The sequence below is a fragment of the Bacteroides congonensis genome, assembly GCF_900130125.1.
In the GTDB taxonomy this organism is placed as follows: Bacteria; Bacteroidota; Bacteroidia; order Bacteroidales; family Bacteroidaceae; genus Bacteroides; species Bacteroides congonensis.
Genome location: NZ_FQXY01000010.1, coordinates 173,564 through 198,745, shown reverse-complemented (window position 1 = coordinate 198,745; position 25,182 = coordinate 173,564). Strand labels below are relative to the sequence as shown.

General features: G+C 45.3%; 13 protein-coding genes, 1 tRNA gene and 1 pseudogene. 9 read left to right on the top strand and 6 right to left on the bottom strand.

What is annotated here, in order from left to right:
* Positions 1–154: 154 nt before the first annotated feature.
* Positions 155–227: transfer RNA gene (locus BQ7997_RS12370), tRNA-Met, on the bottom strand.
* A 237-nt stretch (positions 228–464) separates the two neighbouring features.
* Here BQ7997_RS12370 and BQ7997_RS12365 point away from each other — a divergent pair.
* The 4 genes from BQ7997_RS12365 (at position 465) to BQ7997_RS12350 (ending at position 4,922) form a co-directional block, all read left to right on the top strand.
* Positions 465–1,055, top strand: coding sequence for a TetR/AcrR family transcriptional regulator (locus BQ7997_RS12365; protein ID WP_022137737.1), 591 nt, complete (start codon positions 465–467; stop codon positions 1,053–1,055).
* A gap of 16 nt (positions 1,056–1,071) precedes the next feature.
* Positions 1,072–1,818: a 3-oxoacyl-[acyl-carrier-protein] reductase gene (gene fabG / locus BQ7997_RS12360; protein ID WP_010536417.1), complete on the top strand. Its 747-nt coding sequence runs from the start codon at positions 1,072–1,074 to the stop codon at positions 1,816–1,818.
* 9 nt (positions 1,819–1,827) lie between these two features.
* Positions 1,828–2,499: an RluA family pseudouridine synthase gene (locus BQ7997_RS12355; protein ID WP_073346739.1), complete on the top strand. Its 672-nt coding sequence runs from the start codon at positions 1,828–1,830 to the stop codon at positions 2,497–2,499.
* 152 nt (positions 2,500–2,651) lie between these two features.
* Positions 2,652–4,922 carry a GH92 family glycosyl hydrolase gene (locus BQ7997_RS12350; RefSeq protein WP_073346738.1) on the top strand — a complete coding sequence of 757 codons (2,271 nt, stop codon included), beginning with the start codon at positions 2,652–2,654 and terminating at the stop codon, positions 4,920–4,922.
* Between the two features lie 126 nt (positions 4,923–5,048).
* On the opposite strand, the gene BQ7997_RS12345 is transcribed toward BQ7997_RS12350, so the two are convergent.
* The 5 genes and pseudogenes from BQ7997_RS12345 to BQ7997_RS12325 form a co-directional block, all read right to left on the bottom strand.
* Complete coding sequence (locus BQ7997_RS12345) at positions 5,049–6,212, bottom strand: glycoside hydrolase family 130 protein (protein WP_073346737.1); 1,164 nt, start codon at positions 6,210–6,212, stop codon at positions 5,049–5,051.
* A 511-nt stretch (positions 6,213–6,723) separates the two neighbouring features.
* Positions 6,724–8,046: pseudogene (locus BQ7997_RS12340) on the bottom strand (glycoside hydrolase family 125 protein); the annotation flags it as partial.
* A 142-nt stretch (positions 8,047–8,188) separates the two neighbouring features.
* On the bottom strand, positions 8,189–9,349 hold the full coding sequence (locus BQ7997_RS12335; RefSeq protein WP_073347388.1) for a glycoside hydrolase family 76 protein: 1,161 nt from the start codon (positions 9,347–9,349) through the stop codon (positions 8,189–8,191).
* A gap of 90 nt (positions 9,350–9,439) precedes the next feature.
* Complete coding sequence (locus tag BQ7997_RS12330) at positions 9,440–10,390, bottom strand: endonuclease/exonuclease/phosphatase family protein (protein WP_073346736.1); 951 nt, start codon at positions 10,388–10,390, stop codon at positions 9,440–9,442.
* A gap of 52 nt (positions 10,391–10,442) precedes the next feature.
* On the bottom strand, positions 10,443–12,725 hold the full coding sequence (locus tag BQ7997_RS12325; protein ID WP_073346735.1) for a GH92 family glycosyl hydrolase: 2,283 nt from the start codon (positions 12,723–12,725) through the stop codon (positions 10,443–10,445).
* Between the two features lie 210 nt (positions 12,726–12,935).
* On the opposite strand from BQ7997_RS12325, the gene BQ7997_RS12320 reads away from it, so the two are divergent.
* The 5 genes from BQ7997_RS12320 (at position 12,936) to BQ7997_RS12300 (ending at position 25,168) form a co-directional block, all read left to right on the top strand.
* A complete protein-coding gene (locus tag BQ7997_RS12320; protein WP_073346734.1) occupies positions 12,936–16,976 on the top strand; it encodes a hybrid sensor histidine kinase/response regulator transcription factor in 4,041 nt (1,346 codons plus the stop codon).
* A gap of 261 nt (positions 16,977–17,237) precedes the next feature.
* Complete coding sequence (locus tag BQ7997_RS12315; RefSeq protein ID WP_073346733.1) at positions 17,238–19,208, top strand: LamG-like jellyroll fold domain-containing protein; 1,971 nt, start codon at positions 17,238–17,240, stop codon at positions 19,206–19,208.
* Positions 19,209–19,226: 18 nt separating this feature from the next.
* Positions 19,227–20,474: a SusE domain-containing protein gene (locus tag BQ7997_RS12310; RefSeq protein WP_073346732.1), complete on the top strand. Its 1,248-nt coding sequence runs from the start codon at positions 19,227–19,229 to the stop codon at positions 20,472–20,474.
* 14 nt (positions 20,475–20,488) lie between these two features.
* Positions 20,489–21,886: a glycoside hydrolase family 76 protein gene (locus tag BQ7997_RS12305; protein WP_073346731.1), complete on the top strand. Its 1,398-nt coding sequence runs from the start codon at positions 20,489–20,491 to the stop codon at positions 21,884–21,886.
* A 36-nt stretch (positions 21,887–21,922) separates the two neighbouring features.
* Positions 21,923–25,168 (top strand): SusC/RagA family TonB-linked outer membrane protein, encoded by a 3,246-nt coding sequence (locus tag BQ7997_RS12300; RefSeq protein WP_073346730.1) that lies wholly within the window; start codon positions 21,923–21,925, stop codon positions 25,166–25,168.
* Positions 25,169–25,182: the final 14 nt, after the last annotated feature.

Genomic DNA, 25,182 nt, shown 5'->3' with positions numbered 1-25,182 from the left:
AATATACTTAATATGCTTATTGCTAATAAATTAACCTGTTAATAACTTTGTTGGTATCCTTGTTGATAATTGAAGTAGTTTGTGAATAACGCTAGTAAAGAAGAGTTGTCATAAAAAAGAAGAACCGCATTTCTGCGGTTCTTCTTTATCTTAGTTGCGGAGATCCGACTCGAACGAATGACCTTTGGGTTATGAGCCCAACGAGCTACCAACTGCTCCACTCCGCGATGTTTAACGGGTGCAAAGGTACGGCATTATTTGGAATAAACAAATTATTTGCAGGATATTTTTCTAATAAATAATCGGTTTTCTCTTATGTGGCTGAAAATGAGTAGGGTAATAGTGGAACTTTTTTTTAGTACCTATTAATATACAAATGTTAATATTCTGTGTGTTTTCTTGTATGGTCTAAAGAAAAGAATTACTTTTGCTCAAAATATTCAGCAATGTGCAATTTGTAACCTATGACCGTATCCAAGACAAAAGCCAAATTAGTAGATGTTGCCCGTCAGCTTTTTGCGAAGATGGGAGTGGAGAACACGACTATGAACGATATCGCTCTTGCTTCTAAAAAAGGTAGAAGGACTCTATATACCTATTTTAAGAGCAAGGATGAAATCTATCTGGCTGTTGTAGAATCAGAACTGGATATCCTGTCGGATATGATGAAGCGGGTGTCGGAAAAGAATATCTCTCCGGATGAAAAGCTGCTGGAATTGATATATACCCGGCTGGATGCGGTGAAAGAAGTCGTTTACCGGAACGGGACGTTGCGTGCTTACTTCTTCCGTGATATTTGGCGCGTAGAGAAAGTACGTAAGAAATTCGATGCGAAGGAAGTACAACTCTTTAAGGCGGTTCTTTTGGAAGGGCAGGCAAAGGGAGTGTTCCACATTGACGATGTGGAGATGACAGCCGATTTGATACATTATTGCGTGAAGGGAATTGAAGTGCCTTATATCCGCGGTCATATAGGCGCGCATCTGGATGAAGAAACAAGAAACAGATATGTGTCCAACATTGTGTTTGGCGCACTGCATAGAACAGAAATTTAATTAAATAACTTTTAGTATGGGATTATTAGACGGAAAAACAGCCATTGTAACCGGTGCTGCCCGCGGTATTGGTAAGGCTATCGCTCTGAAGTTTGCTGCCGAAGGCGCAAACATCGCATTTACTGACCTTGTCATTGACGAAAATGCAGAAAATACAGCCAAAGAACTTGAAGCAATGGGCGTGAAAGCCAAAGGTTATGCTTCCAATGCGGCTAACTTTGAAGATACAGCCAAAGTCGTAGAAGAAATCCATAAGGACTTCGGACGCATTGATATTCTGGTAAACAATGCCGGTATCACCCGTGACGGCTTGATGATGCGTATGAGTGAACAGCAGTGGGATATGGTCATCAACGTGAACCTGAAGTCAGCGTTCAACTTCATCCACGCTTGTACACCTGTCATGATGCGTCAGAAAGCAGGTAGCATTATCAATATGGCATCCGTAGTAGGTGTTCACGGTAATGCGGGACAAGCTAACTATGCAGCTTCCAAAGCCGGTATGATTGCATTGGCGAAGTCTATCGCACAGGAACTCGGTTCTCGCGGCATCCGTGCCAACGCTATCGCTCCGGGATTCATCCTGACAGACATGACTGCCGCTCTTTCTGACGAAGTTAGAGCTGAATGGGCAAAGAAAATTCCTTTGCGTCGTGGTGGTACTCCTGAAGATGTGGCAAACATCGCTACCTTCCTTGCTTCCGATATGTCTTCTTACGTATCCGGACAGGTGATTCAGGTAGATGGTGGTATGAATATGTAATCGGACAGAATGACTGTTGTATACGAAGACAACCATATCATTGTAGTCAACAAGACCGCTTCCGAGATTGTCCAGGCAGACAAGACGGGCGATACACCGCTTTCGGAAACTGTAAAGCAGTATCTGAAAGAGAAGTATCAGAAACCCGGTAATGTTTTCATCGGTGTGACACACCGGCTGGACCGCCCCGTAAGCGGCCTTGTCATATTTGCAAAAACGAGTAAGGCACTGACCCGTCTCAATGAGATGTTCCGTACCAGTGAGGTGAAGAAGACCTATTGGGCAGTCGTTAAGAACGCTCCGAAAGAAACGGAAGGCGAACTGGTACATTTCTTGGTACGCAATGAGAAGCAGAACAAGAGTTATGCGTACGATAAAGAAGTGCCGAAAAGCAAGAAGGCGGTTTTGGATTACCGCTTAATCGGCCGTTCGGAGATTTATTACTTGCTCGAAGTCGATTTGAAAACCGGACGCCATCATCAGATTCGTTGCCAGTTGGCAAAGATGGGATGCCCCATTAAAGGAGACTTGAAATATGGTTCTCCGCGTTCCAATCCTGATGGCAGCATTTGCCTGCACGCCCGAAGGGTGCGGTTCACGCATCCGGTATCCAAGGAACTGATAGAGCTTGAAGCTCCTCTTCCCGAAGGAAATTTATGGAAAGGATTTGAACTGTTTTAATCAGTGCAAATCCTTTTTCTTTTTGCCAAAAGAGTAAATCTGTCTGCCATCTCTCCAGTTAATTCCTGTGACAGCCGGTAAATTCCCCAATACCTGTTATATTTGCATCATTCGCTAATTACTATATTCAAATCTACCAAAGAAAAATACGAATGAAGGCATTTAAACTACTCGCGCTTACTTCCTGCTTTTTACTTGCAGCGGGAAACGGAGTTGCACAACGGGATTATTCAAAGAGTGAAGGACTGCTCCGGTATGTCGACCCTTTCATCGGCTCTGGCTATCATGGTCATGTATTTGTAGGGACGAGTGTTCCTTACGGAATGGTGCAGCTCGGCCCTAACAATATCCATAAAGGCTGGGACTGGTGCTCTGGTTATCATTACTCCGACAGCATCCTGATAGGTTTCTCCCATACTCATCTGAGCGGTACGGGATGTACCGATTTGGGCGATATTCTCATTATGCCGTTGAATGAAATCCGCACTCCCAGAGGCAATCAGGATGATATACGTGACGGCTATGCTTCCCGTTATTCGCATGACAACGAGATAGCCCGTCCCGAATATTACTCCTTGCTTCTCGACCGTTATGACATCAAAGCGGAACTGACAGCAACAGACCGTGTAGGCTTCCATCGCTACACATACCCCGACGGCAAACCTGCTTCTATATTGATTGACTTGCGTGAAGGGAACGGCTCGAACGCTTACGATAGTTATATCCGCAAGATAGACGATTATACAGTAGAAGGCTACCGCTATGTAAGAGGTTGGAGCCCTTCCCGAAAAGTTTATTTTGTACTGAAGAGTGACAAGAAGATAGAGCAGTTTATTGCCTACGATGATAACACTCCGAAACCTTGGAACCAACTGAAAGTAGCGTCCGTAAAAAGCGTCCTCACTTTCGGCTATGAAAAAGAAGTAAAGGTTAAAGTAGCTATTTCTTCCGTTAGCTGTGCCAACGCTCTCATGAACCTACAAGCGGAACTTTCCCACTGGGACTTTGACAAAACAGTAAAAATGAGTGCCGACCGATGGAATAAGCAACTCGCAAGAATGAGCGTCGAAACGGACAACGAACCAGCCAAACGTATTTTCTATACCGCACATTATCATACCATGATTGCTCCTACGCTCTATTGTGACGTAAACGGAGAATACAGAGGGATGAATGATATGATTTACACTGACCCGAAGAAAGCCAACTATACCACCCTTTCTTTGTGGGATACCTACCGTGCCTTACATCCTCTGATGACTATCGTTCAGCCCGAAATGGTAGACAAGGTGGTCAACTCCATGCTTTCCATTTATCACCAACAGGACAAACTTCCTATATGGCCTTTGATGAGTGGCGAAACAAATTGCATGCCGGGTTATAGCTCCGTTCCGGTGATTGCCGATGCCTATCTGAAAGGCTTTACCGGATTCGATGCGGAAGAAGCATTGCAGGCAATGAAAGCGACTGCCACCTATGAGAAACAGAAAGGCATCCCCCATGTATTGGAAAAAGAATATATCCCTGCCGACAAAGTTCATGAAGCTACTTCGATAGCCATGGAATATGCAGTAGATGACTGGGGCATTGCCGCCATGGCGCATAAAATGGGAAAGTACGAAGATGCGGCAACTTACGCAAGACGTGCACATTACTATAAGAACTACTTCGACTCATCCATCCATTTCATCCGCCCGAAGTTGGAAGACGGCTCCTGGCGCACTCCTTATGATCCGGCACGTTCCATCCACACCGTCGGAGACTTCTGCGAGGGTAATGGCTGGCAATACACATTCTTCGCTCCGCAAGACCCGTATGGACTAATCGGGTTATTCGGCGGCGACAAACCGTTTACTGCAAAACTCGATAACTTCTTCACCAACAATGACAGCATGGGTGAAGGTGCATCCAGTGACATTACCGGGCTTATCGGTCAATACGCACATGGAAACGAACCGAGCCATCATGTTGCCTACCTGTATGCGTATGCCGGCGAACAATGGAAAACGGCAGAGAAAGTCCGTTTCATCATGGATGAATTCTATACGGATAAACCGGACGGAATCATCGGCAATGAAGATTGCGGTCAAATGTCTGCCTGGTATCTTCTTTCATCCATGGGACTTTACCAGGTGAATCCGTCAGACGGTATATTTGTTTTCGGCAGTCCGTGCTTTAAGAAAGTCGAAATGAAAGTACGTGGCGGCAAGACATTTACAGTAGAAGCCCCCGACAATAACAAAGAAAATATTTATATCCAAAAGGTTTACTTGAACGGTAAGCCCTATAATAAGAGCTATATCACATACGACGATATAATCAATGGCAGCACTTTAAAGTTTGTGATGGGAAAGAAACCCAATAAGAATTTTGGTAAAGCTCCGGCAAACAGACCGGTTGTTCTGAACAAGATAAACGAATAAGAAGAAGATTGTTTTCAATAGGTAGTAAGATTCAGATAGTTGTTTGAACGTAAATTTCAGCCCTCTTCCGTAAAACCAATCAGATTTTATAGAAGAGGGCTGAATTGTGATTGACTGGTTCCTGGCTTATGGCAACGGGTCGGCCGCCGCAGGACGTTTTGGGTCATAAACGGCTACGCCTACTTTGGAATCCGCACAACCATAATATAAATACCATTTGTTTTTGAAGTAAACCATTCCTTCGATAAAGACCGTGCCGTCTACATATTGCCCGCTTTTCTCAAAGCTGTCCATCGGACGGAAGAACGGTTCGTCAAGACGGGTGATGAAACGCGTAGGTTCGTTGGCATCAAAGAGAGCTTGTCCGGCGGCGTAGACATTGGCGGTGTAGCGTTTGTCTCCTCTTCCCGAATGGTTCTTGCCATTGTAGAGAAGGACGATACCTTTCGGGGTGTAGATAGCGGGCGGCCCGCATTCGGTAAGATGGCTGTCGAAATATCCGTCGCGGGGTGAGAATAATTTCTTCAGAGAGCCGTCGATGTTGACAACAGGTGTCCAGTTGATTAAATCGTCGGAAGTGGCGGCGAATACATGTTCTTCACCCCAATACATAAAGTATTTCCCGTTGATTTTCTTGATAATCTGCTTCCCTTTGACAACTTCCGTCAGGATAGAGCCGGATTTGCAACCCAGGTTGAAGAACTTCCCGTCAAATGCTTTGGCAAAGGCAGGGCCATGCTTTGTCCAGTCTTTCAGGTTGCGGGAAGTGGCTACGGCCAGACGAGGGACGTGACGGTTCCACTGGGTGTACATCATTACATACAATCCGTCTTCTGTTACGGTAACGCGCGGATCTTCGCAGCCACCCGGCCATTCCAACTCTTTTTGTGAATCATTAGCAGGATAGAACACAGGAGTTTTTTCCCGTTGGAAATGCATTCCATCGGTAGAAGTTGCGTAGCCTAGACGGGAAGTACGGTGACCGATGCCAACGCCCGATTTATCTTCCGCACGATATAATACGACAATATCCCCTTTGTAGAGTGTAGCAGCCGGATTAAAGGTGTCATTCGATTCCCATGTAATAGAATCTTTGGCTAAGGGACAATAAAACTTGGTGTTTTCTATAGGAGATATTACCGGATTTACATTCTTCGGACGTTCGAAACCGCCGAAAGCCCAATCGGGTAATTTGTTCTCTCTGGGATTGGAAGATTGATTGGAAGATTGCCCATAGGCTGCACAAGTCATTATTGACGTAGCAAATAGAAACAATAAAGTTGATTTCATATAGTCTGTATTACATTAATAGTTGATTGCTTCAGGAGTAATATTCCCCTTCTACATATAAATTGAAAAAAAGAAATATGCTGTCATCTGTCACATAATTGGATATAAATGATTGAACGATTGCTAATTATAGTGTGACAGCATGGTGTGACAACAGGGTGACGGCAGTGTGATAACGGCTTTTGCTGTCACATATTCCGGAAATAGAGAGTTGCTTGTTTCCCCGCTATGAGAGAAATTTTTCTTCATACCATGCCAAGATAGTGGCCGTAGCTTGAAACCGATGGTGCCGGCAAAGCGAAACTTTAGTTTCAACGGTGAGAAACTTTGGTTTCATCGGTGAGAAACTATAGTTTCATCAGCTTGAAACTTTAGTTTCATACGCTTGAAACTCTTGTTTCGAAGGCGTGAAACTATCTGTTCCATACGGTGAAACCAAAAGTTTCAAGGCATGAAACCATTGGTATCGCCATATGAAGCAATTATCTTATAGGCAAGAGCGGGGTAAGAACTACTGGATACTGTTCAGCAAGTCCACCTTTCCTTCATTGACAAGTTTCAGGATTAACTCTCCGAACAGCGTATTTTGCCAGGCAAACCAGGAACGGGTGAAGTTTTTCGGGTCGTTCTTATGGAAAGATTCGTGCATGAAGCCTGTTCCGGCATCCGTATCCATCAGCATTTTGATGCAAGTCTTGATTTCCGCGTCGTTTTGACTGGTGAATGCTTTCATCATAATGCTCATGGGCCAAATCATGTCATATCCGATATGCGGGCCGCCGATACCCTCTCCGGCAGTACCTTTGAAGAAGTAAGGATTATCCTCACTCCATACAAATTTGCGGGTATTCTGATAAATCGGGTCGTTCACTTTCACATCTCCCAGATAAGGCAGAGCGATAAGGCTCGGTACATTGGCATCATCCATTAACAGTTGGTTGCCGAAACCATCCACTTCGAAAGCATAGATTTTACCATACTTCGGGTGATTGTAAACAGCATACTTTTTCAAGGCTTTTTCCACTTCGTCCGCAAGTCCGGTGCATTGCTTGGCCAAGTCCGGTTTCTTGTTGACCGTATTCAGGATTTCGGCCGCTTTGCGAAGGGAAGTGACAGCGAAGAAGTTGGACGGAACGAGGAACTGGAAAGTAGTTGCATCGTCGGAAGGACGGAAAGCGGAAGCAATCAGTCCGACAGGCTTTACAGGATTACCCCAACCGTCGTTAGTCATCGTGTCGAGCGCACGTTCCGTCTTGCGTTGGAAACGGTAAGAGCCTTTCGGGTCTTCTTTTCGTTGCTGTTCCTTAAACGTTTTCAGGACGTTGGCGATGGCTGCGAGCCATTCATCGGAGAATACACTGGTATCTCCCGCCGTTTTCCAGTAATGATAAGCTAGACGGATCGGATAACAGAGCGAGTCGATTTCCCATTTCCGCTCATGCAGTTCGGGCTTCATGTCCGTAAGGTCGCTCATCCATTCGCCCCCTTCGGAATTCATGTTGAAAGCATTGGCATACGGGTCGATATTGATACACTTGAACTGACGTTTGATAACACCGGCCAGCATCTTTTTCAGTTCCGCGTCTTTGTTGGCGAGTTGGACGTAAGGCCATACTTGTGCGCCTGAATCGCGCAGCCACATGGCGTGGATGTCGCCTGTATAAACAAACGTATCATCTTTTCCGTCAAAATGAACAGTGGTATCCAACGTATTCGGAAAACAGTTTTCGAACATCCATGCCAGGCGGGCATTCGTCAGCAGTTGCTTGATGTGCGCAATCTGTTGTTCCACAGCTTGCGAGACAAACAGGCGTTTCGATGCTTCCGGACGGTTCGTCTGATAATTGTTGATTTTGATATTATCTTGTCGGATGATACCAAAATCATTGTTTCCCATAGCTTGTATGTTGGCAGCACCAAAGAGTGCCATGGATAAGCAAAAAGCTTTAGTTATATTCATGGTAATAGTTTTTTAGTTAATTAATTTCTGCAAAGAATTCGATAAGACAAGCATTGTCGAGCAGCCATTTATACTGCTCCTTGTTGTGTCCCGACCAATCCCTGCCTAATAGTCCGTTCTCGTCCCGATAGTTCTCCCAGGCGTGAAGCGCATTTCCTACCATAGCATCGACATATACCGGATTTTTGTCAACCTTATACAGGGCTTTCAGTCCCCTGAATAAAATCACGTTAAACCACGCCATGTCTTTATGCACTTTGGCAGTCGGGTCTTTCATATCGGCTTTTGTACGGAAAAAAGCATCCGTTCCTGCGGCTGTCTGCTGCGCGTCGCGCAAGTACTGTTCGTCTCCCGTCTCCTCGTAGAGCAACACACCTGCCTGAATCATTTGTCCACTGTTGTAGGCGTATTTCTCTTTGGAAACTTTCCCTTTCAGGTTGACATTATCCCAGTAAAGATGGTCGGTAGGGTCGCACAGGTGCTTTTTCGTCCAGGCATAAGTCTCTTTTGCTTTTTCCAGATACTTGGCGTCTTTTGTCAGACGGTACAACTTGACACCGAGTACAGTCGATGGCGCATTGGAACAAGTATGCTTCGCTTCCTTCTGCTGTTCGCACCAAAAGATACCGCCGCCCATTTCGTCGCTCCATCCACTGTAAATATATTGATACAGTGCAATCGCCTTTTCCAAAGATGCGGGCTTGCGCGTCAGTTGGTAATAGTCGCAATAATCCAGCGCAATCCAGATGTTATCGTCGTAATAACGTCCGTGCTGCCCGTACTTCACCGGATACGACTGGTAACAGGCGGGCAGTCGGCTTTCGTCCCAATACTGCTCCATTCCCGGAAGAATCTTCTTGTCGAGTATCTTCTTGTACTTCTTGTTTCCGGTAGCCTTGTATAACGCCACACAACCCGACATCATCCCCGAATACGGCCATAGAAAAGACGCTTTCAGCGTTCCGTTCTGTTGCGTACCACCTGCCAGATAAGTGATTTTCTGGTCGGGATTGACAGGATATGTTTCTGTCAGTAGTCCGTCATTCGTCTGATACAGATTCAGCACATTGTACAGAATCGAGTCGGCAATAGAAAGATAACGGGTATTTCCCGAAGTCTTTCCTACTGCGGAAGTAAGGCAAAATAGCATACAGGCTGCAAAACATATATTTCTCATAGGAGTATCGGAGTTGGGAGTTGAAACTTTCAGGTTATTGGTGAAAAGCATCAGCCGAATGGCGGATAGACGCCACGCGGCTGACAAAAATTACTTCTGCTGCCGCTCGTCAAACTCCAGTTCCACCTTGACAGGGAAATGGTCGGAAGGCGTGCGTGCCTGATAAGCCTTGATGTCGATTTCTTCCGGGCAGTCATTCGCCTGCTTCTTCTCACCGCTTCCTGCGATGCTGCGGTAAGTATCCGTCAGCACACCATATCTTTTCACATGGAAAGACGGAGACACGAATACGTGGTCGATGCGGCTTTCCGTAAAGCTGTTCGGGTCGAAGTCGTTGAACGTGCCGTTGATGGCATAGCGGAAGCCGGCTTTCTCGTAAGAGTCGCACAGTACTCCTTTGCTCACAAAAGCGTCATAAGACTGGTGAGTCTGGTCGACGTTGAAGTCTCCCGTCAAGATAGCCGGAAGGTCTTTACCTTTGCCAAGCTCTTTCATCTTGTCCTGTACGAGGAACGCACTTTCCACGCGTGCCTTCTTGCCGATATGATCCATATGCAGGTTGAAGAAAAGGAATTCGAAACCGGTGTCCTTGCACTTGAAATGTCCCCAACTGCAAATACGCGGCAATACGGCATCCCAACCTTTGCTAGGCACGTCGGGCGTTTCTGACAACCAAAAATCACCTTTCTCTATCACGTCAAACTTGTCCGTGCGATAGAAAATAGCAGAATGTTCACCTTTCTCTTTGCCGTCATCGCGGCCTACGCCGATATAGTCATAGCCTGGCAATGCCTCTTTCATGTCCTTCAGTTGATGGATGAAGCACTCCTGCGTGCCGAAAATATCGAAATCATGGTATTGCACCATTTGGGCAATGACCGGGTAACGTTGTCCCCAACCGTTGCCACGGACGGAATCGCCACCGTTGGCATTTCTCAGATTGTAGGAAGCAACAGTGATGGAAGTAGGCTGATAGTTACTTTGACAACCGCAAAAGACTACCGTAACAATAGCAATAAATAAAAGGCTTTTAAGTTTCATGTTTTTATAGTTTGTTTGATAGATAATTCTCTGACTTCAAAAGTACGATATTTTATTCAAATGAAAGAGAGTAGGGAACATCTTTTTCTGTGGTTCCCCGTTGCTTGTTGGGTACAGGGCTCATCTGGAATTGAATATTCGCACCTCGCATCAATTGGTCGTGTGTCAGATAATTGCGTGAATACGACTTTCCGTTCACTTTCATATCCTTTATGTAGCAGTGACCGGGCTGGTTGTTATCCGACTTGATGGTGATTGTTTTTCCGTTCTCCAGATGCAGCTTGGCGGATTTGAAGAGGGGAGTTCCCACGATATACTCGTCCGTTCCCGGACAAACGGTGTAGAACCCTAAGGCGGAGAATACATACCAGGCGGAAGTCTGGCCGTTATCCTCGTCACCGCAATAACCGTCCGGCGCAGCGGTGTACAACTTATTCATGATTTCACGTACCCAGTATTGGGTTTTCCAAGGCTCGCCGGAATAGTTATAAAGATAAACCATATGCTGAATCGGCTGGTTGCCGTGCGCATACTGCCCCATGTTCATCACCTGCATTTCACGCATTTCGTGAATCATGCCGCGGCTTTCCATTCCCAGTTTGCCGGGAATCACGAATACGGAATCCATCATGGTATTGAATTCTTTTTTACCGCCCATTAGGTCGATAAGCCCCTGCGGGTCGTGGAATACACAGAAACTCCAGTGCCAACTGTTCCCTTCGCAGAACTCGCCGCTCCAGTCCACTGCGTCGAAGTTCGGGTTGAATACCCCTTTGTCGTCTTTGCCTACCATCAGTTTGCGTTCCGGATGATAGACATTTTTATAATTCAGCGCACGTTTCTTAAATATGTCGATTTCGCTTGCCGGCTTGCCCAACTTCTTGCCTAATGCATAGATAGTCCAGTCATTATAAGCATATTCCAGTGTGCGGGCTACGTTTTGTCCGATTCCTATATTATTGGGCACATATCCCAGTTGGTTGTAGGATTCGTGACCGAGACGGCCGGAAGCCGTGCCGCGCAGATGCGCGCTTGTTCCGTGTTTCAGTGCTTCCCAAAGCGTTTCGATATCATATCCGCGCAGTCCTTTGATATAAGCATCCGCTACTACGGAAGCCGAGTTGTTGCCCACCATGGAGTCACGATGTCCGGGACTTGCCCATTCGGGCAGGAACCCGCTTTCTTTATAAGCATTGACAAGTCCTTCCTGCATCTTCTGATTCATCGACGGATACATCAGGTTGAGGAAAGGGAACAGGCAGCGGAACGTATCCCAGAATCCGGTATCGGTAAACATATAACCCGGAAGCACTTTACCGTTGTAAGGGCTGTAATGCATTACTTCTCCCTTGGCGTCTATCTCGTAGAAACTGCGTGGGAAAAGCATGGAACGATACAGGCATGAGTAGAATGTACGCAGGTTGTCGATGTTATCGTCCTCTATCTCTATCTTGCCCATTTCACGGTTCCAGGTATCTCTGCCATTGGCAACCAGTTGGTCGAAACTCTTGTTATCGAGTTCCTTCAGATTCAGTTCCGCCTGTTCGGGGCTGATAAAAGAAGAAGCGACACGGGCGTGGACGATTTCTCCTTTCTTCGTTGCGAATCCGATGACCGCTCCGGTGTGGTTCCCCTTCGCTTCCGTTTCATTCGGAAGGATATTGTTCTCCGAAACGGCGGAAATGAAAGTAAACGGCTTGTCGAACTGCATGACGAAGTAGTTTTTGAAGTTCTTGGGCACACCGCCGCTGTTCTTTGTCGAATAGCCGATAATCTTGTTTTCTTCGGGAATCACTTTGACGTAAGAACCCTTGTCGAAAGCATCCAGGATGACATAGGCATTCTTCGTTTCGGGATACGTAAAGCGGAACATGGCTGCCCGTTCGGTGGGGACAAGTTCGGTAGTCACGTCATGGTCGGCCAGATATACCTTATAATAATAAGGCTTGGCTACTTCCGCTTTGTGAGAGAACCAACTGGCGCGCCGGTCTTGGTCGAATACCAGTCCGCCGGTGATTGGCATGATGGCGAACTGGCCATAATCGTTGTTCCATGGGCTGGGTTGATGTGTCTGTTTGAACCCTCGGATTTTGTCGGCATCGTACGTGTATGCCCAACCGTCGCCCATCTTACCGGTTTGTGGTGTCCAGAAGTTCATTCCCCACGGCAAGGCCGTAGCCGGATACGTATTTCCGGTGGACAGTTCGTACTTGGATTGCGTGCCTACCAGCGTGCTGACATAGTCCACCGGATTCTTTACGGCAGAAGATTGCAGGGTGTACAGCACGGCACTTCCAAGAAATAACAAGTGTTTAAATGAAAAATGTGTTTTCATGAACAAATGAATTTATAGATTTGAAAATAATTTCTACGACGAAAATAGGGAGAAAAGGAATGTGCTCTCAGGAATGGAAAGGAGAAATCACCTGTTGGCGCTAATGTTAACCACTATGGCGCTAATCCTTACCTATATCCCTGCCAAAAAAAAGTGCGAAATGTTTTTTTGTTTACCTTTGTCATATATCAAATCTAAGAATGACACGCTATGAACAGACCATTTGTTTTTATACTTATTTTCATCCTTAACCTGTTGATACATACGGTTTCTGCCTATAACTTGAAGCAGATTGCGGATAAGGAATATATGTCCAACAGTTCGATTACATCTCTGTGCCAGGACGAACGCGGACTGATGTGGATAGGCACCTGTGACGGACTGAATATTTATGATGGACAGGAAATCGAAGAATTTAAGACACGAGACAAGGAAGATTACTTATCCGGTAACCTGATTGACAATATCGTATATACCGGTGACGAGATTTACTGGATTCAGACGTACTATGGACTGAACCGCCTTGACCGGCGAACCAATACGCTCACACACTACAACGAGTTTCAGAAACTTTTCTTTATGAACAAGGATAACAACGGCAATCTGTTCATTATCCAGGATAGCAACTGCATCTACTATTATCATAAGAACGAAGGCGTTTTCAAGAAAATCAATATCACAGGAATTCCTATTTCGGACATTGTTGACTTCTTCATCGACGGCAACAACCGTATGTGGGTAGTGATGAAAGGATACAACCGTTGTTATGACATTCAGCAGGAAGCCGTCTCAGGGGATATTACCTTACTGCCGCAGAAAACCAGCTTGCAGTATCATACTTCATTGCTTTACTGCTTTAACGATGAACAATCCCTTTATTATATAGACAAGGATTATAACTTCTACGCCTTCCACATCCCGACCAGGAAGAATGAGTTCATAGCCAATCTGGGCAAAGAGATACAGGCGCGCGGCAAAATATCTTCCATCGTACATTACCACGACAGCTTCTTTGTCGGCTTCCTGATGGATGGTATTCTGCTGTTAGAGAAACAAAAGGAAGCGAATACCTGGCAGATTCAGCCATTGCCCATTAATAGCGGCGTGTTCTGTCTCAAGAAAGACCGCTTTCAGGATATTGTGTGGATAGGTACGGACGGACAGGGCGTTTATCTTTATTCCAACCCTCTCTATTCCATCAAATCAACGGTGCTGAGCAATTACAGTGAGAAGATAGAACGTCCCGTACGTGCGCTATACCTGGATGACGACCGTACGTTTTGGATAGGCACAAAGGGAAACGGCATTCTTAAAATCTACGATTATGAAGTCGATAAGAATATTTCCGACTGCCGGGCGGAGATACTGACCACTTCCAACAGCCCGTTAGGAAGCAACGCTGTCTATTGTTTTGCCAAAAGCCACCGGAACCTGCTTTGGATAGGCGATGAGGAAGGTTTGAACTACTACTCGTACAAGGAAAAGCGTATCAAAAATATCCCGGTTCAAGTAGCGGGCGAAGACTTCAAGTACATACACGATATTTACGAAACAGCCGGTTCCGAACTATGGTTGGCAAGTGTCGGAATGGGAGTGGTGAAAGCCCGTATTACCGGGACACCGGACAATCCGGTCATTGTAGACGCACAACGTTATGTTATCAACGATGGCGAACTGGGATCGAACTATTTCTTTACTATCCATGCGGAGAATGACTCCCGCCTGCTCTTTGGCAATAGAGGATACGGGGTGTTCCGCTTTAATGAGACAACGAACGGACTGGAGCCTATGTCTACTCACAAATATGAGAACATGACACTGAATAATATATTGGCTATCAGCAAAGACAGCAGCAACAATTATCTTTTTGGCACGAGTTACGGACTGATAAAATATACCTCAGAGACTTCTTATCAACTCTTTAACGCTAAGAATGGCTTCCTGAACAACACCATTCATGCCATTCTCAAAAACTCGCCCGATAACTTTTGGTTAAGCACCAACCTGGGATTAATCAATTTCGATACCCGGCGGAATATTTTCCGTTCGTATGGCTTCGGTGATGGCTTGAAAGTGGTAGAGTTCAGCGACGGAGCAGCCTATCGTGACCCTCAAACGGGTACACTGTTCTTTGGCGGAATCAATGGATTCGTAGCCATCCGTGCAGACGGCCGTCCCGAGCAGCTTTATATGCCGCCCGTCTATTTCGACAAACTGTCTATCTTCGGTGAGCAATATAACCTGGGTGAATTTCTCACCCGGAAAAAGGGCACGGAAGTCCTCAACTTGCAGTACGACCAAAACTTCTTCTCAGTCTCCTTTGCCTCTGTGGACTATCTGAATGGCAACAACTGTACCTATTTCTATAAACTGAAAGGGCTAAGTGACCAATGGGTGAACAACGGTTCGGAGAGCGGAGTCTCTTTTACGAATATGGCTCCCGGCGAATATACGTTGCTGGTGAAATATTATAATAGTGTCTTTGATAAGGAAAGCGATGTCTATTCCTTGGTTATCCGTATCGGCGACCCGTGGTATGCGTCCTGGTGGGCGTATCTGATTTACGCCTTGTGCCTGCTTTTGATAGTTGCTTTGTTGATGCGTTCGTTTATTCTGCGTTCCAAACGCAAAAAGCAGGAATTGCTGAACGAAATAGAGAAACGCCACCAAAAGAATGTCTTTGAATCCAAACTCCGCTTCTTTACCAATATCGCCCATGAATTCTGCACTCCACTGACCTTGATTTACGGCCCCTGCGGACGAATCCTTTCATCCAACGGACTAAGTAAATTTGTAGTAGACTACGTGCAGATGATTCAAACCAACGCCGAACGTCTGAATAATCTGATTCATGAACTGATTGAATTCCGCCGTATCGAGACAGGTAACAGGGAAGTGCGCATCGAAACGTTAAATGTATCGTCCATCGTGAAGGGTATAGCTAAAACCTTTGTTGAAATGGCGAAATCCAGGAACATTACTTTCCTGAGCAAGATACCCGAACACGTGTCCTGGAACTCGGACAAAGGTTTTCTGAATACGATTATTATCAACCTGATTTCGAATGCATTCAAATATACTCCCGATGGGCTGAGCATTAAGATTGAAGTGGATACAACCGGAGAAGGACTATTAGTGCTCCGCGTAGCCAATGAAGGAAGCACCATCAAGGAGAAAGACTTTCAGCATATTTTCAACCGTTATTCTATTTTGGATAACTTCGAGAATCAGGACGAGAAGAACTTCTCCCGCAACGGACTCGGACTTGCCATCTCATACAATATGGCGAAGTTGCTGAACGGTACGCTGAAAGTGGAAAATACCTCTGACGGATGGGTGATGTTCACATTGACCCTGCCCGTCATGGAACCGACCGTCGGAGTGCCGGCAACAAAACGGATTACTGCGGAATATATCCCGAAGATAGATACGCAATCTATCCTGAAACTTCCTCATTATGAATTTGATAAGATGCGCCCTACTTTACTGGTGGTCGATGATGAGATAGAGATGCTGTGGTTTATCGGAGAAATCTTCTCCGGTGATTTTAATGTAGTCACCCTGCAAGACCCCGAACGGGTGGAACAGGTGATGAACGAAGTGTATCCGAACGTGATAATCTGTGATGTCATGATGCCGGGAATCAGTGGCATTGAGCTCACGAAACGGATTAAAGCGGTGAAGGAAACGGCTCATATCCCTATTATAATCGTATCCGGGCGGCATGAGATGGAAGAACAGATGGCGGCGCTTTCGGCAGGTGCGGAGATGTATATCACGAAACCGTTTAATGCAGAATATCTCCGTATATCGGTGGGGCAGGTGATGGAACGGAAAGAAGTGCTGAAGAACTACTTCAGTTCTCCTATCAGTTCTTTTGAAAAGTCGGACGGCAAGCTGACGCATAAGGAGTCGAAGAAATTCCTTCAGTCTGTTCTGAAGATTATCAATGATAACATAACGAACAAAGAACTGACTCCCCGTTATATTGCCGACCGGCTGGCAATCAGTCCGCGCAGCCTGTACCGGAAAATGGAAGAAATAGGCGAAGACAGTCCGACGGATTTGATAAAGGAATGTCGTTTGCATATCGCGAAGGATTTACTGTTGACGACTAAAAAGACGATTGATGAAATCGTGTTCGATTCCGGGTTCTCCAATAAGGTAACTTTCTTCAAAGTATTCCGTGAAAAGTACGGGTGCACGCCAAAAGAGTTTCGGATGAAACATTTGGAAGAAGTCCGGCAGTAACCTGTGGCAGGGTGCTTGCTCCGGCTTTCGCTTTCTTCTGCCTTTTGAGGATGAGAAACGGCTCTGTAACATGTTCTGACGTATGTTTAAGATAGAAAAAGAGGAAGTAAATTTCCGTGTTAATATGGTAAGTATCCGTGCCAAAAGGTAAAAAAGTGCAGTTGGATTTCTTTTGGTAGAGTTTAGTGATTTTATCTTTGCTTCATCGAAATTTTTAAGTAGATGAACTTGAAAAGTATTAATTTATTAATCTTTAATCTAATGAAAAGGAAACTTAGTTTTTTATTCCTATCAGCATTGACCCTTCCATTTTTTATGGTTTCGTGTAGTGATGATAAAGAAGAACAGGAAGTGAAGCCGGCGACAGATTTGGTGGTCGATAATAACTCGGTGACACTACTGCAAGGAGACGAAATTACGGTAGGTATTACTTCCGGTAATGGAGATTATTATGTGAAACCATTTGATGAAAGTGTCGCGACGGCTGTCATCAATGGTAATAAAGTAACAATTAAAGCAACGGAGAATAGCCATCTTGAAGAAAATAACCGCATCGAAACAACTGTATTGGTAGTAGACGGACGCAAGAAAGTAGCTAGAATCCAAGTTCAGGTTGCCAAACTCTGGGACTTGACGGCAGATGTACCGGAAGAAGGCTTCGACTTGTTTATCGGTGAAAAACGAATGGTGAAAATCCTGACGGGTAACGGTGATTATGAGATTTCTATTCCCGAAGGCACTGACAAGTATATCGAAGTGGGCGAGCTTTCCGGTCAGGTATTCCCCGTAACCGCCAAATTTGAAACAGGAACAGAACCCGTAAATATTACGGTTACTGATAAGAAAGGCAAGACGGTAGTTATTCCTGTGGTGGTGAATATCGTTGACTTGACGTTGAAAACCAATGAAGCAGTTTTTGCGGAGCCGGATGCTGAGTCTCAGTATATAGCGATTGAGAAAGGGAATGGCGGATATAGCTTTACTTATCAGGTGGGAGACGGCGAACCGACTACGGAAGCTACCATTGTAGAAGCTACTGAAAAAGAGAATCTGATTACGCTGAAGCCGAAAGCAAGAGGGGATGTAAAGGTGATTGTGACCGACCAGAAAGGTTCGTCAAAAGAAATTGCGGTGAAAGTCAATCCATACGAAATTAAGTTGGAAGATAATGCAACTTCGTTATTTCTAAATGGATTTGAAGTATCTAAAGAGGTGACTGTATCCCGTGGAAATGGTGGATATAAATTGGTTGATTTATCAGAAGACAATTTGAAGTGTTTGGAATCTGCAACTATAGATGAAACAGGGAAGCTTACGGTAAAAGCAAGATGGATGGGAACAACTGTTTTGACGATAACAGACGATGCGGGGCAAAAACTGGAATTACCGGTAACTGTCAATGCTGTGGCTTCCAGATTGGAACAGGACCGATATTTACATATTGATATCAAAAAATATGCAGAAACAGCTGAAGGGGCATGGGTGAAAAGTACGGATAAGCTGACTTTTGAGATTGTTTTCTATCCGACCTCGTCTCGCTCTTTGCAGTCGTTTATCGGTTTGGAGAGTGTATTCCTACTTCGTTGTGAAGGTGGAAAAGATACTAGTTTGCGTTTTGAATTGGCCACCAAGAAGATTAAGGCAGATGGTGACCCCCGTTTCAGAAGTAAACAGATTATGGGCTCGGACCGGCAGAATAACGGGAAGTGGTATCACATAGCTGTGGTATATGACGGTAGTCAGTCTAAGGCAAAAGATGCTTATACTATGTATATTAATGGAGTCAAAGAGGAATTGGAGCCTGCCGGCAATTACGCTGATGCAGAACCTAATCATACATTGAATCTCGCAGATATGGGTGGAGGAGATAAGGCTTTGTTAATAGGAAGATCAGGAGACAACTGGAGATATGCTAACTGTAAGGTGTATCAGGCCAGAATGTGGAAAACGATTCGTACGGAAGCGGAGATCAAACGAGACTTGTGCAAGCTTTTCACCAAAGAGGAAGCAAGAGAAAATCAGGATTTGATTGGCTATTGGGTGCTTTCCAAAGGAACCGGAGAAACAGAAAAATTTGAGAACTGGGGTAGTGGTGGCTCAGACTTGGATGGCTATGTTTACAGGCAGGCTTTTGGAAATGAAGAAAAAGGTTTTGAAAAATCAACTTTACCGGCAACTTATGGTGGAGACAAGAGCCGTTTTGACCCGATTGAATGTCCTCATTCATACTAAAACAAGGAATATAATAATATGAGAAACAATATGATAACAAAGAAACTAATCAAATTTGCCCTGCTGTTTTTTCTTATCGGAGTGACGGCTTGTGACAATGAACTGAATCCGGGATTCGATCCGGACGATTATGAAGCGATTGTTCCGCCAGAACCTGTCCGTACGATGGATGCTATGGCAAGCGGTGAACGTGTGGTGCTTTCGGGAGCTTCGCTGACGGACATCATTCTGAAATGGACGCCTACCGAGAAACATGGTAATACAGTATATCGTTACGAAGTATTGATAGATACTGTCGGTGGTGATTTTACAAAGCCGGTAGAAACCATCTTTTCCGACAATAACGGCTTGGAGCCTCAGCTAACCTTGACGCATTATCAGGTAAATACGATTGGCAAACTTGCCAAGTTCCGTTGCAATACGAACGGGACGTTGCGTTGGAAAGTACGTGCTTATTGTGGGCTTGACCAGGCACTCAGTACGTTGGAAGGTTATTTCGTGATATTTATGATGGACGGTATTGATGATATGCCTTCGGAAAATGAGCCGGTTTACATTACTGGTATAGGTACGGAAGATGATGGAGACGAATCAGTTGCACAGCAGATGCTTCGCCAGAATGAAGGAATCTATCAATCTTTCACTCAGTTGAAAGCCGACCAGCCATTTGTATTCATGTCTACTGTCGAAGGACGTAAATGTTATTATTATGTGGATGGAAACGGAATGTTGCGTGAACGTAATGACGGTGAGGAATATGCGGTGACAGTTCCTGCATCAGCTATTTATCGCATTACAATCAATATGGGCGAACAGACAATCAGTTATGATGAAATCGGGGAAGTCTATCTCTACAACCATTCGGGAGGATATAGAAAGAACTTCGATTATCAGGGATATGGTAAATGGGGCGTGAGAGATTATATAGCCCGGAAAAAGAAAGAAGGCTGGGCAGGAAGCGGTGAAACGCGCCATAGCTTTAAGATGGAGATAAACGGAACCACTTATCGTTGGGGACACAAGGACAGAGATAAAGGGCAACCGCATTTGGATACTGATAACAGCTATTATAATTTATATCAACTGGCACTAGGTACGGATCCTTGGGATTACAGTTTCCGTTTCTGTGACGAACTGCTTCAATGGGGTAGCGAGCAGAACGAAGTCTTTTACGCAACGGTGAAAACGGATGTCACCCTTTATTTCAATGCTGAATTTGGAGTTTATACTCATCGGTGGGTAGCTTCAGAAACAAATGAAGATTAAAACTGAATAATAATATGAAGAACTATATAGTATCATTATCGAAAAAGGCTTTCTTGTTGGGCGGTGTTGCCACATTGGCTATGTGCATTGCCTGTGACGATGGCGAATTGAGTGACATCTACAAAGGGAGTTCATCCGGCGAATATGTGTCGGATGTAAACTGGACGGATGCTGCCAATACAAGTACAGGAACTTACATCAAATATTTCTTTGAGAATGCCGGCGGACGGAATACTTTCTGCGGAAGCATTTATTGGGAAAAACCGAATACACCGGAAACTGGAGAACCGACAAGTACGGGGGGCAGCGGCGGATGGTCGCAGGGACATGCGCTTGATATAGTCATCGACGCTTATATCCGTCATGCGGATGATCCTGCCTACCAGGCCGATTTGTATGAAAATATAATGAAACCGTTCCTTCCGGCCTTCGACGACTGGAATGAGCATTGCGGTTATGGTGGCAAGGACTTCTGGAACAACTTCTATGATGATATGGAGTGGATGGCATTGGCTTGCCTGCGGGTGTACGAGTTGACGGGCGACGAAGACTATTACAGCGCCCTGATGAAAATGTGGGATCATATCAAGGGAGCCAAGAATGACTATAAAGGAGTAGGCGGCATGGCATGGAAAACGGATGCGCCGGCTTCACGTATGGCTTGTTCAAACGGTCCCGGTTGTCTTCTGGCTATGAAACTGTACAAACTGACTGTCAAAGAAGCCAAAGAAGGATGGGAGGATAAGGCGGCTTATTATCTCAACTTTGCCAAAGAGGTGTACAACTGGATGACTGCTTATCTGTGTGACACATCAACCGGACAGGTATATGATAACTTGGGAATCAGAGATGACGGTACTCCGGGTGACCCGGATAAAGTGGCTCTGTCTTACAATCAGGGAACTTTCATGGCATCTGCCCTGGAACTTTACAATGCCACGGGTGAAGAGGAATATCTCCGTAATGCTGTCGCTTTCGGCTCTTATCAGGTGAATAAGAAAATGGATTCCAATTATCCGGTATTCAGCGGGGAGGGTAATTCCGGTGATAATCTTTTGTTCCGGGGAATCTTTGTCCGTTATTTCCTGGATATGGTGAAACAACCCGTCAGCAGTGTTTATCCGGAAAAGACCAGAAATAAGTTTATTGCCGCATTACGCAGTTGCTCCGATGTGCTTTGGACGCTGGCACATCCGGAAGGATATTATGTATGGGAATACGATTGGGCGAAAGCCCCGACATTCGGTAACCGTGATAACAGCGAAGACCGCTTGACGATTTCTTTGAATGCGGAGGTTCCCGGAGCGACAATGATTGAAATACGTGCCCGTTATGAGGACTGGGTACAGGGAAAAGCTTCTGAAGAGGCCAACTGGGTAGGCCCGGAATTCGGGAAGAAAGCAGGGGAATAAGATTGATTCATTACACATAGAAAATCGGAAATAAAAATGATACATATAAAAAGAAATATTTGTCTGATGGCTGTTTCTTGCGCTCTGCTGGCAGGTATCCCTGTACAAAGTATGGCGCAGACAGGCAGAACCGCAAGGACACAGGCTTCGCAAAACAATAAGATAACGATATCGGGTACGGTATTGGATAAGACGACAAATGACCCGCTGATTGGTGTGTCTGTTGTGGTAAAAGGAGTAGCCAATGCAGGAACGATTACGGATATGGATGGTAAGTTTACGTTGAGGTTACCGTACGCGGAAGCTCCGCTGGTGTTTTCTTACTTGGGTTATCAGCCGCAGGAGATTGTTCCCGGTACCAAGAAGGACTTGACTGTCTTATTACAAGAAGATACGAAAGCCTTGCAGGAAGTTGTGGTGGTAGGTTACACCAAGCAACGCAAGGAAACAATGGTCGGTTCGGTAGCTACCATCACAACGAAAGACCTGACGCAAAGTCCGACTGCCAATATCAACAACGCACTTGCCGGACGTCTGCCGGGCTTGGTTGTGAACCAATATGCCGGTGGTGAGCCGGGTGTTGACCAAAGTGAATTGTTCATCCGTGGTAAAGCTACTTACGGTAATCAGAGTGCTATTGTCATTGTCGACGGAATCGAACGTGACATGAGTTATCTGGCACCGGACGAGATTGAAACATTCACTATTCTGAAGGATGCTTCTGCGACTGCCGCTTACGGTATCCGTGGTGCGAACGGTGTAATCGTTATCACAACCAAACGTGGTAAGGCTGCCGAGAAAGCAACCGTGAACCTGAAAGCCTCTGTCGGTATCAACCAACCCATCGGATTCCCCGAATATCTGGGCTCTGCCGATTATGCTACCTTATACAATGAAGCGAGACTGAATGACGCCAAGATGACAGGTGCAGACATTAGCAGTCTGAATCTTTTCTCTCAACAGGCTATAGACAACTTCCGCCGTGCCAAAGGAGACAACTCCGACGGGCTGGGGTATGACTGGGATTATTATGATTTTGCCTTCAAGCCGGGTATGCAGGAAGATGTCAGCCTTTCTATCCGTGGCGGTACGGACAAAGTACGTTACTATGTGCTGGCTAATTATTTTTCACAAGGCGGTAACTACAAATATTCGAATGCAGGTGAATATAATTCGCAGACTAAGTTTACCCGTTATAACTTCCGTTCGAATATCGACATTAATATTAACCGTTATCTGAGTACACGTCTCGACCTGGGTGCCCGTATTACCGACCGCAATGCACCGGGTACTACCGCCGGACGACTGATGACTATCTGTGCTACACAACCGCCGTATCTGCCTATCTTGGTAGAGGAGAACTCGCATCCGCAGAATGAAGAATATATTCAGCAGAATTCCCGGGGCATGCTTTATGGGGACAACATCTATCGCTATAATATATTAGGTGAATTGAGCCGCACCGGTTATCTGAATGAAAAGAATACTTATCTGAACGGTAGCTTTGCCATGAACCTGGATATGGGATTCCTGACAAAAGGGCTGAAAGCGGAAGTGATGTTCTCCTATGATGCTTCAGAAGGACGCTGGATTAACCGCAAGCTGGATACTTACAAGGACGGATACCGTGAATATCCGAAATATGCAACGTTTATGCCGATTGAAGGTTCGGATGCCTATATGGCGGGCGGACATTATACCGGTGCTTACAAGACTGGTAATAAATACGACATTGATCAGACTATCGGCAACGGATTCAGCCATAATGCTTCCGACGGACGGACGTATATACAGGCACGTGTGGACTATAACCGTATGTTTAACGACCGTCACGAACTTACAGCCATGTTATTGGCAAACCGTGGCAACCGTACTGTTAATAATGAACTGGCTTATCATAGCCAAGGTATTACCGGACGTTTTGCCTATTATTATAATCAGAAGTACTTGATGGAGTTCAACTTCGGTTACAATGGTTCCGAAAACTTCGCTCCGGGCAAACGTTACGGATTCTTCCCCGCAGGTTCTATCGGTTGGGTGATTTCGGAAGAGGCTTTTATGAAGAAGGCTTCCTGGATCGACTTCTTGAAAGTGAGAGCCTCTTATGGTCTGGTAGGTAGTGACAATGTGAGCAGCCGTTTCCCTTATTTAGCTTTCTACGGTAGCGGTAGCGGCTATGATTTCGGCAATAATTTCGGAACGAACGTGGGAGGGACTTCCGAAGGAAAACTGGCAAACGAAAGTCTGACTTGGGAAAAAGCCCGCAAGTTGAATGTAGGTATTGACTTTACTACCTTGAACCAGCGTTTGGCATTGACTGTCGATGCTTTCTATGAATATCGGTTCGATATAATTACGGATATGAATAGTGACGGTATCATGGGATATCCGGACATTGTAGGTAAGGATGCGGCTTTACAGAATTTGGGTGAGGTCAGCAACCGTGGTGTGGACATCGAATTGAGTTGGAACGACAAGATAGGAAAGAATTTCCGTTATTATATTCGTCCGAATCTGACTTTCTCCCGCAACCGTCTGGAATATAAGGCGGAAGTAGCTCGCAAGAACTCCTGGCGTAAAGAAACCGGCAAGCGCCTGTATGAGAACTTTGTTTATGTATTCGATCACTTTGTGACCAATCAGGAAGAAGCCGACCGCTTGAATAAAATCGGTTATCAGCCATGGGGGCAGTTAATTCCGGGAGATGTGGTTTACAAGGATTTGGATCGCAATGGTGTGATTGACGATGAAGACCGTACTGCTATGGGAAATCCGCGTAGTCCGGAGCTTATGTTCGGTATTCCTTTCGGATTCCAGTATAAGAATTTCGACTTTAGTGTATTGTTGCAGGGAGCCACCAAAACATCTATCCTGTTAAATGGAGCTGCTGTATTTGACTTCCCGCAGTTCGAACAAGATAAGATCGGTCGTGTGAAGAAGATGCATCTCGACCGTTGGACACCGGAAACGGCTGCTACGGCAAAATATCCGGCTTTGCACTACGGAACACATGATAACAATAAGAATGGAAACAGCAGTCTGTTCCTGTATGATGCTTCCTATCTTCGTCTGAAGAATGTGGAAATCGGTTATAATGTATCGCCTAAATGGTTGCGTAAGTTCCATGTGCAGCAGGCACGTATTTATGTGCAGGGCTTGAATCTGTTGACTTTTGATAAATTAGGTGATGTGGACATCGATCCGGAAACGAAGTCCGGTGACGGTGCTTCCTGGTATCCGATTCAAAAGGTATTCAACTTCGGTATTGATATTACATTCTAAAAACAGTATAGAAA

Coding starts and splice junctions, on each gene's coding strand:
- BQ7997_RS12365 (WP_022137737.1), top strand. CDS start 465: ATGACCGTATCCAAGACAAAAGCCAAATTAGTAGATGTTGCCCGTCAG.
- fabG (WP_010536417.1), top strand. CDS start 1,072: ATGGGATTATTAGACGGAAAAACAGCCATTGTAACCGGTGCTGCCCGC.
- BQ7997_RS12355 (WP_073346739.1), top strand. CDS start 1,828: ATGACTGTTGTATACGAAGACAACCATATCATTGTAGTCAACAAGACC.
- BQ7997_RS12350 (WP_073346738.1), top strand. CDS start 2,652: ATGAAGGCATTTAAACTACTCGCGCTTACTTCCTGCTTTTTACTTGCA.
- BQ7997_RS12345 (WP_073346737.1), bottom strand. CDS start 6,212: ATGAAATCAACTTTATTGTTTCTATTTGCTACGTCAATAATGACTTGT.
- BQ7997_RS12335 (WP_073347388.1), bottom strand. CDS start 9,349: ATGAGAAATATATGTTTTGCAGCCTGTATGCTATTTTGCCTTACTTCC.
- BQ7997_RS12330 (WP_073346736.1), bottom strand. CDS start 10,390: ATGAAACTTAAAAGCCTTTTATTTATTGCTATTGTTACGGTAGTCTTT.
- BQ7997_RS12325 (WP_073346735.1), bottom strand. CDS start 12,725: ATGAAAACACATTTTTCATTTAAACACTTGTTATTTCTTGGAAGTGCC.
- BQ7997_RS12320 (WP_073346734.1), top strand. CDS start 12,936: ATGAACAGACCATTTGTTTTTATACTTATTTTCATCCTTAACCTGTTG.
- BQ7997_RS12315 (WP_073346733.1), top strand. CDS start 17,238: ATGAAAAGGAAACTTAGTTTTTTATTCCTATCAGCATTGACCCTTCCA.
- BQ7997_RS12310 (WP_073346732.1), top strand. CDS start 19,227: ATGAGAAACAATATGATAACAAAGAAACTAATCAAATTTGCCCTGCTG.
- BQ7997_RS12305 (WP_073346731.1), top strand. CDS start 20,489: ATGAAGAACTATATAGTATCATTATCGAAAAAGGCTTTCTTGTTGGGC.
- BQ7997_RS12300 (WP_073346730.1), top strand. CDS start 21,923: ATGATACATATAAAAAGAAATATTTGTCTGATGGCTGTTTCTTGCGCT.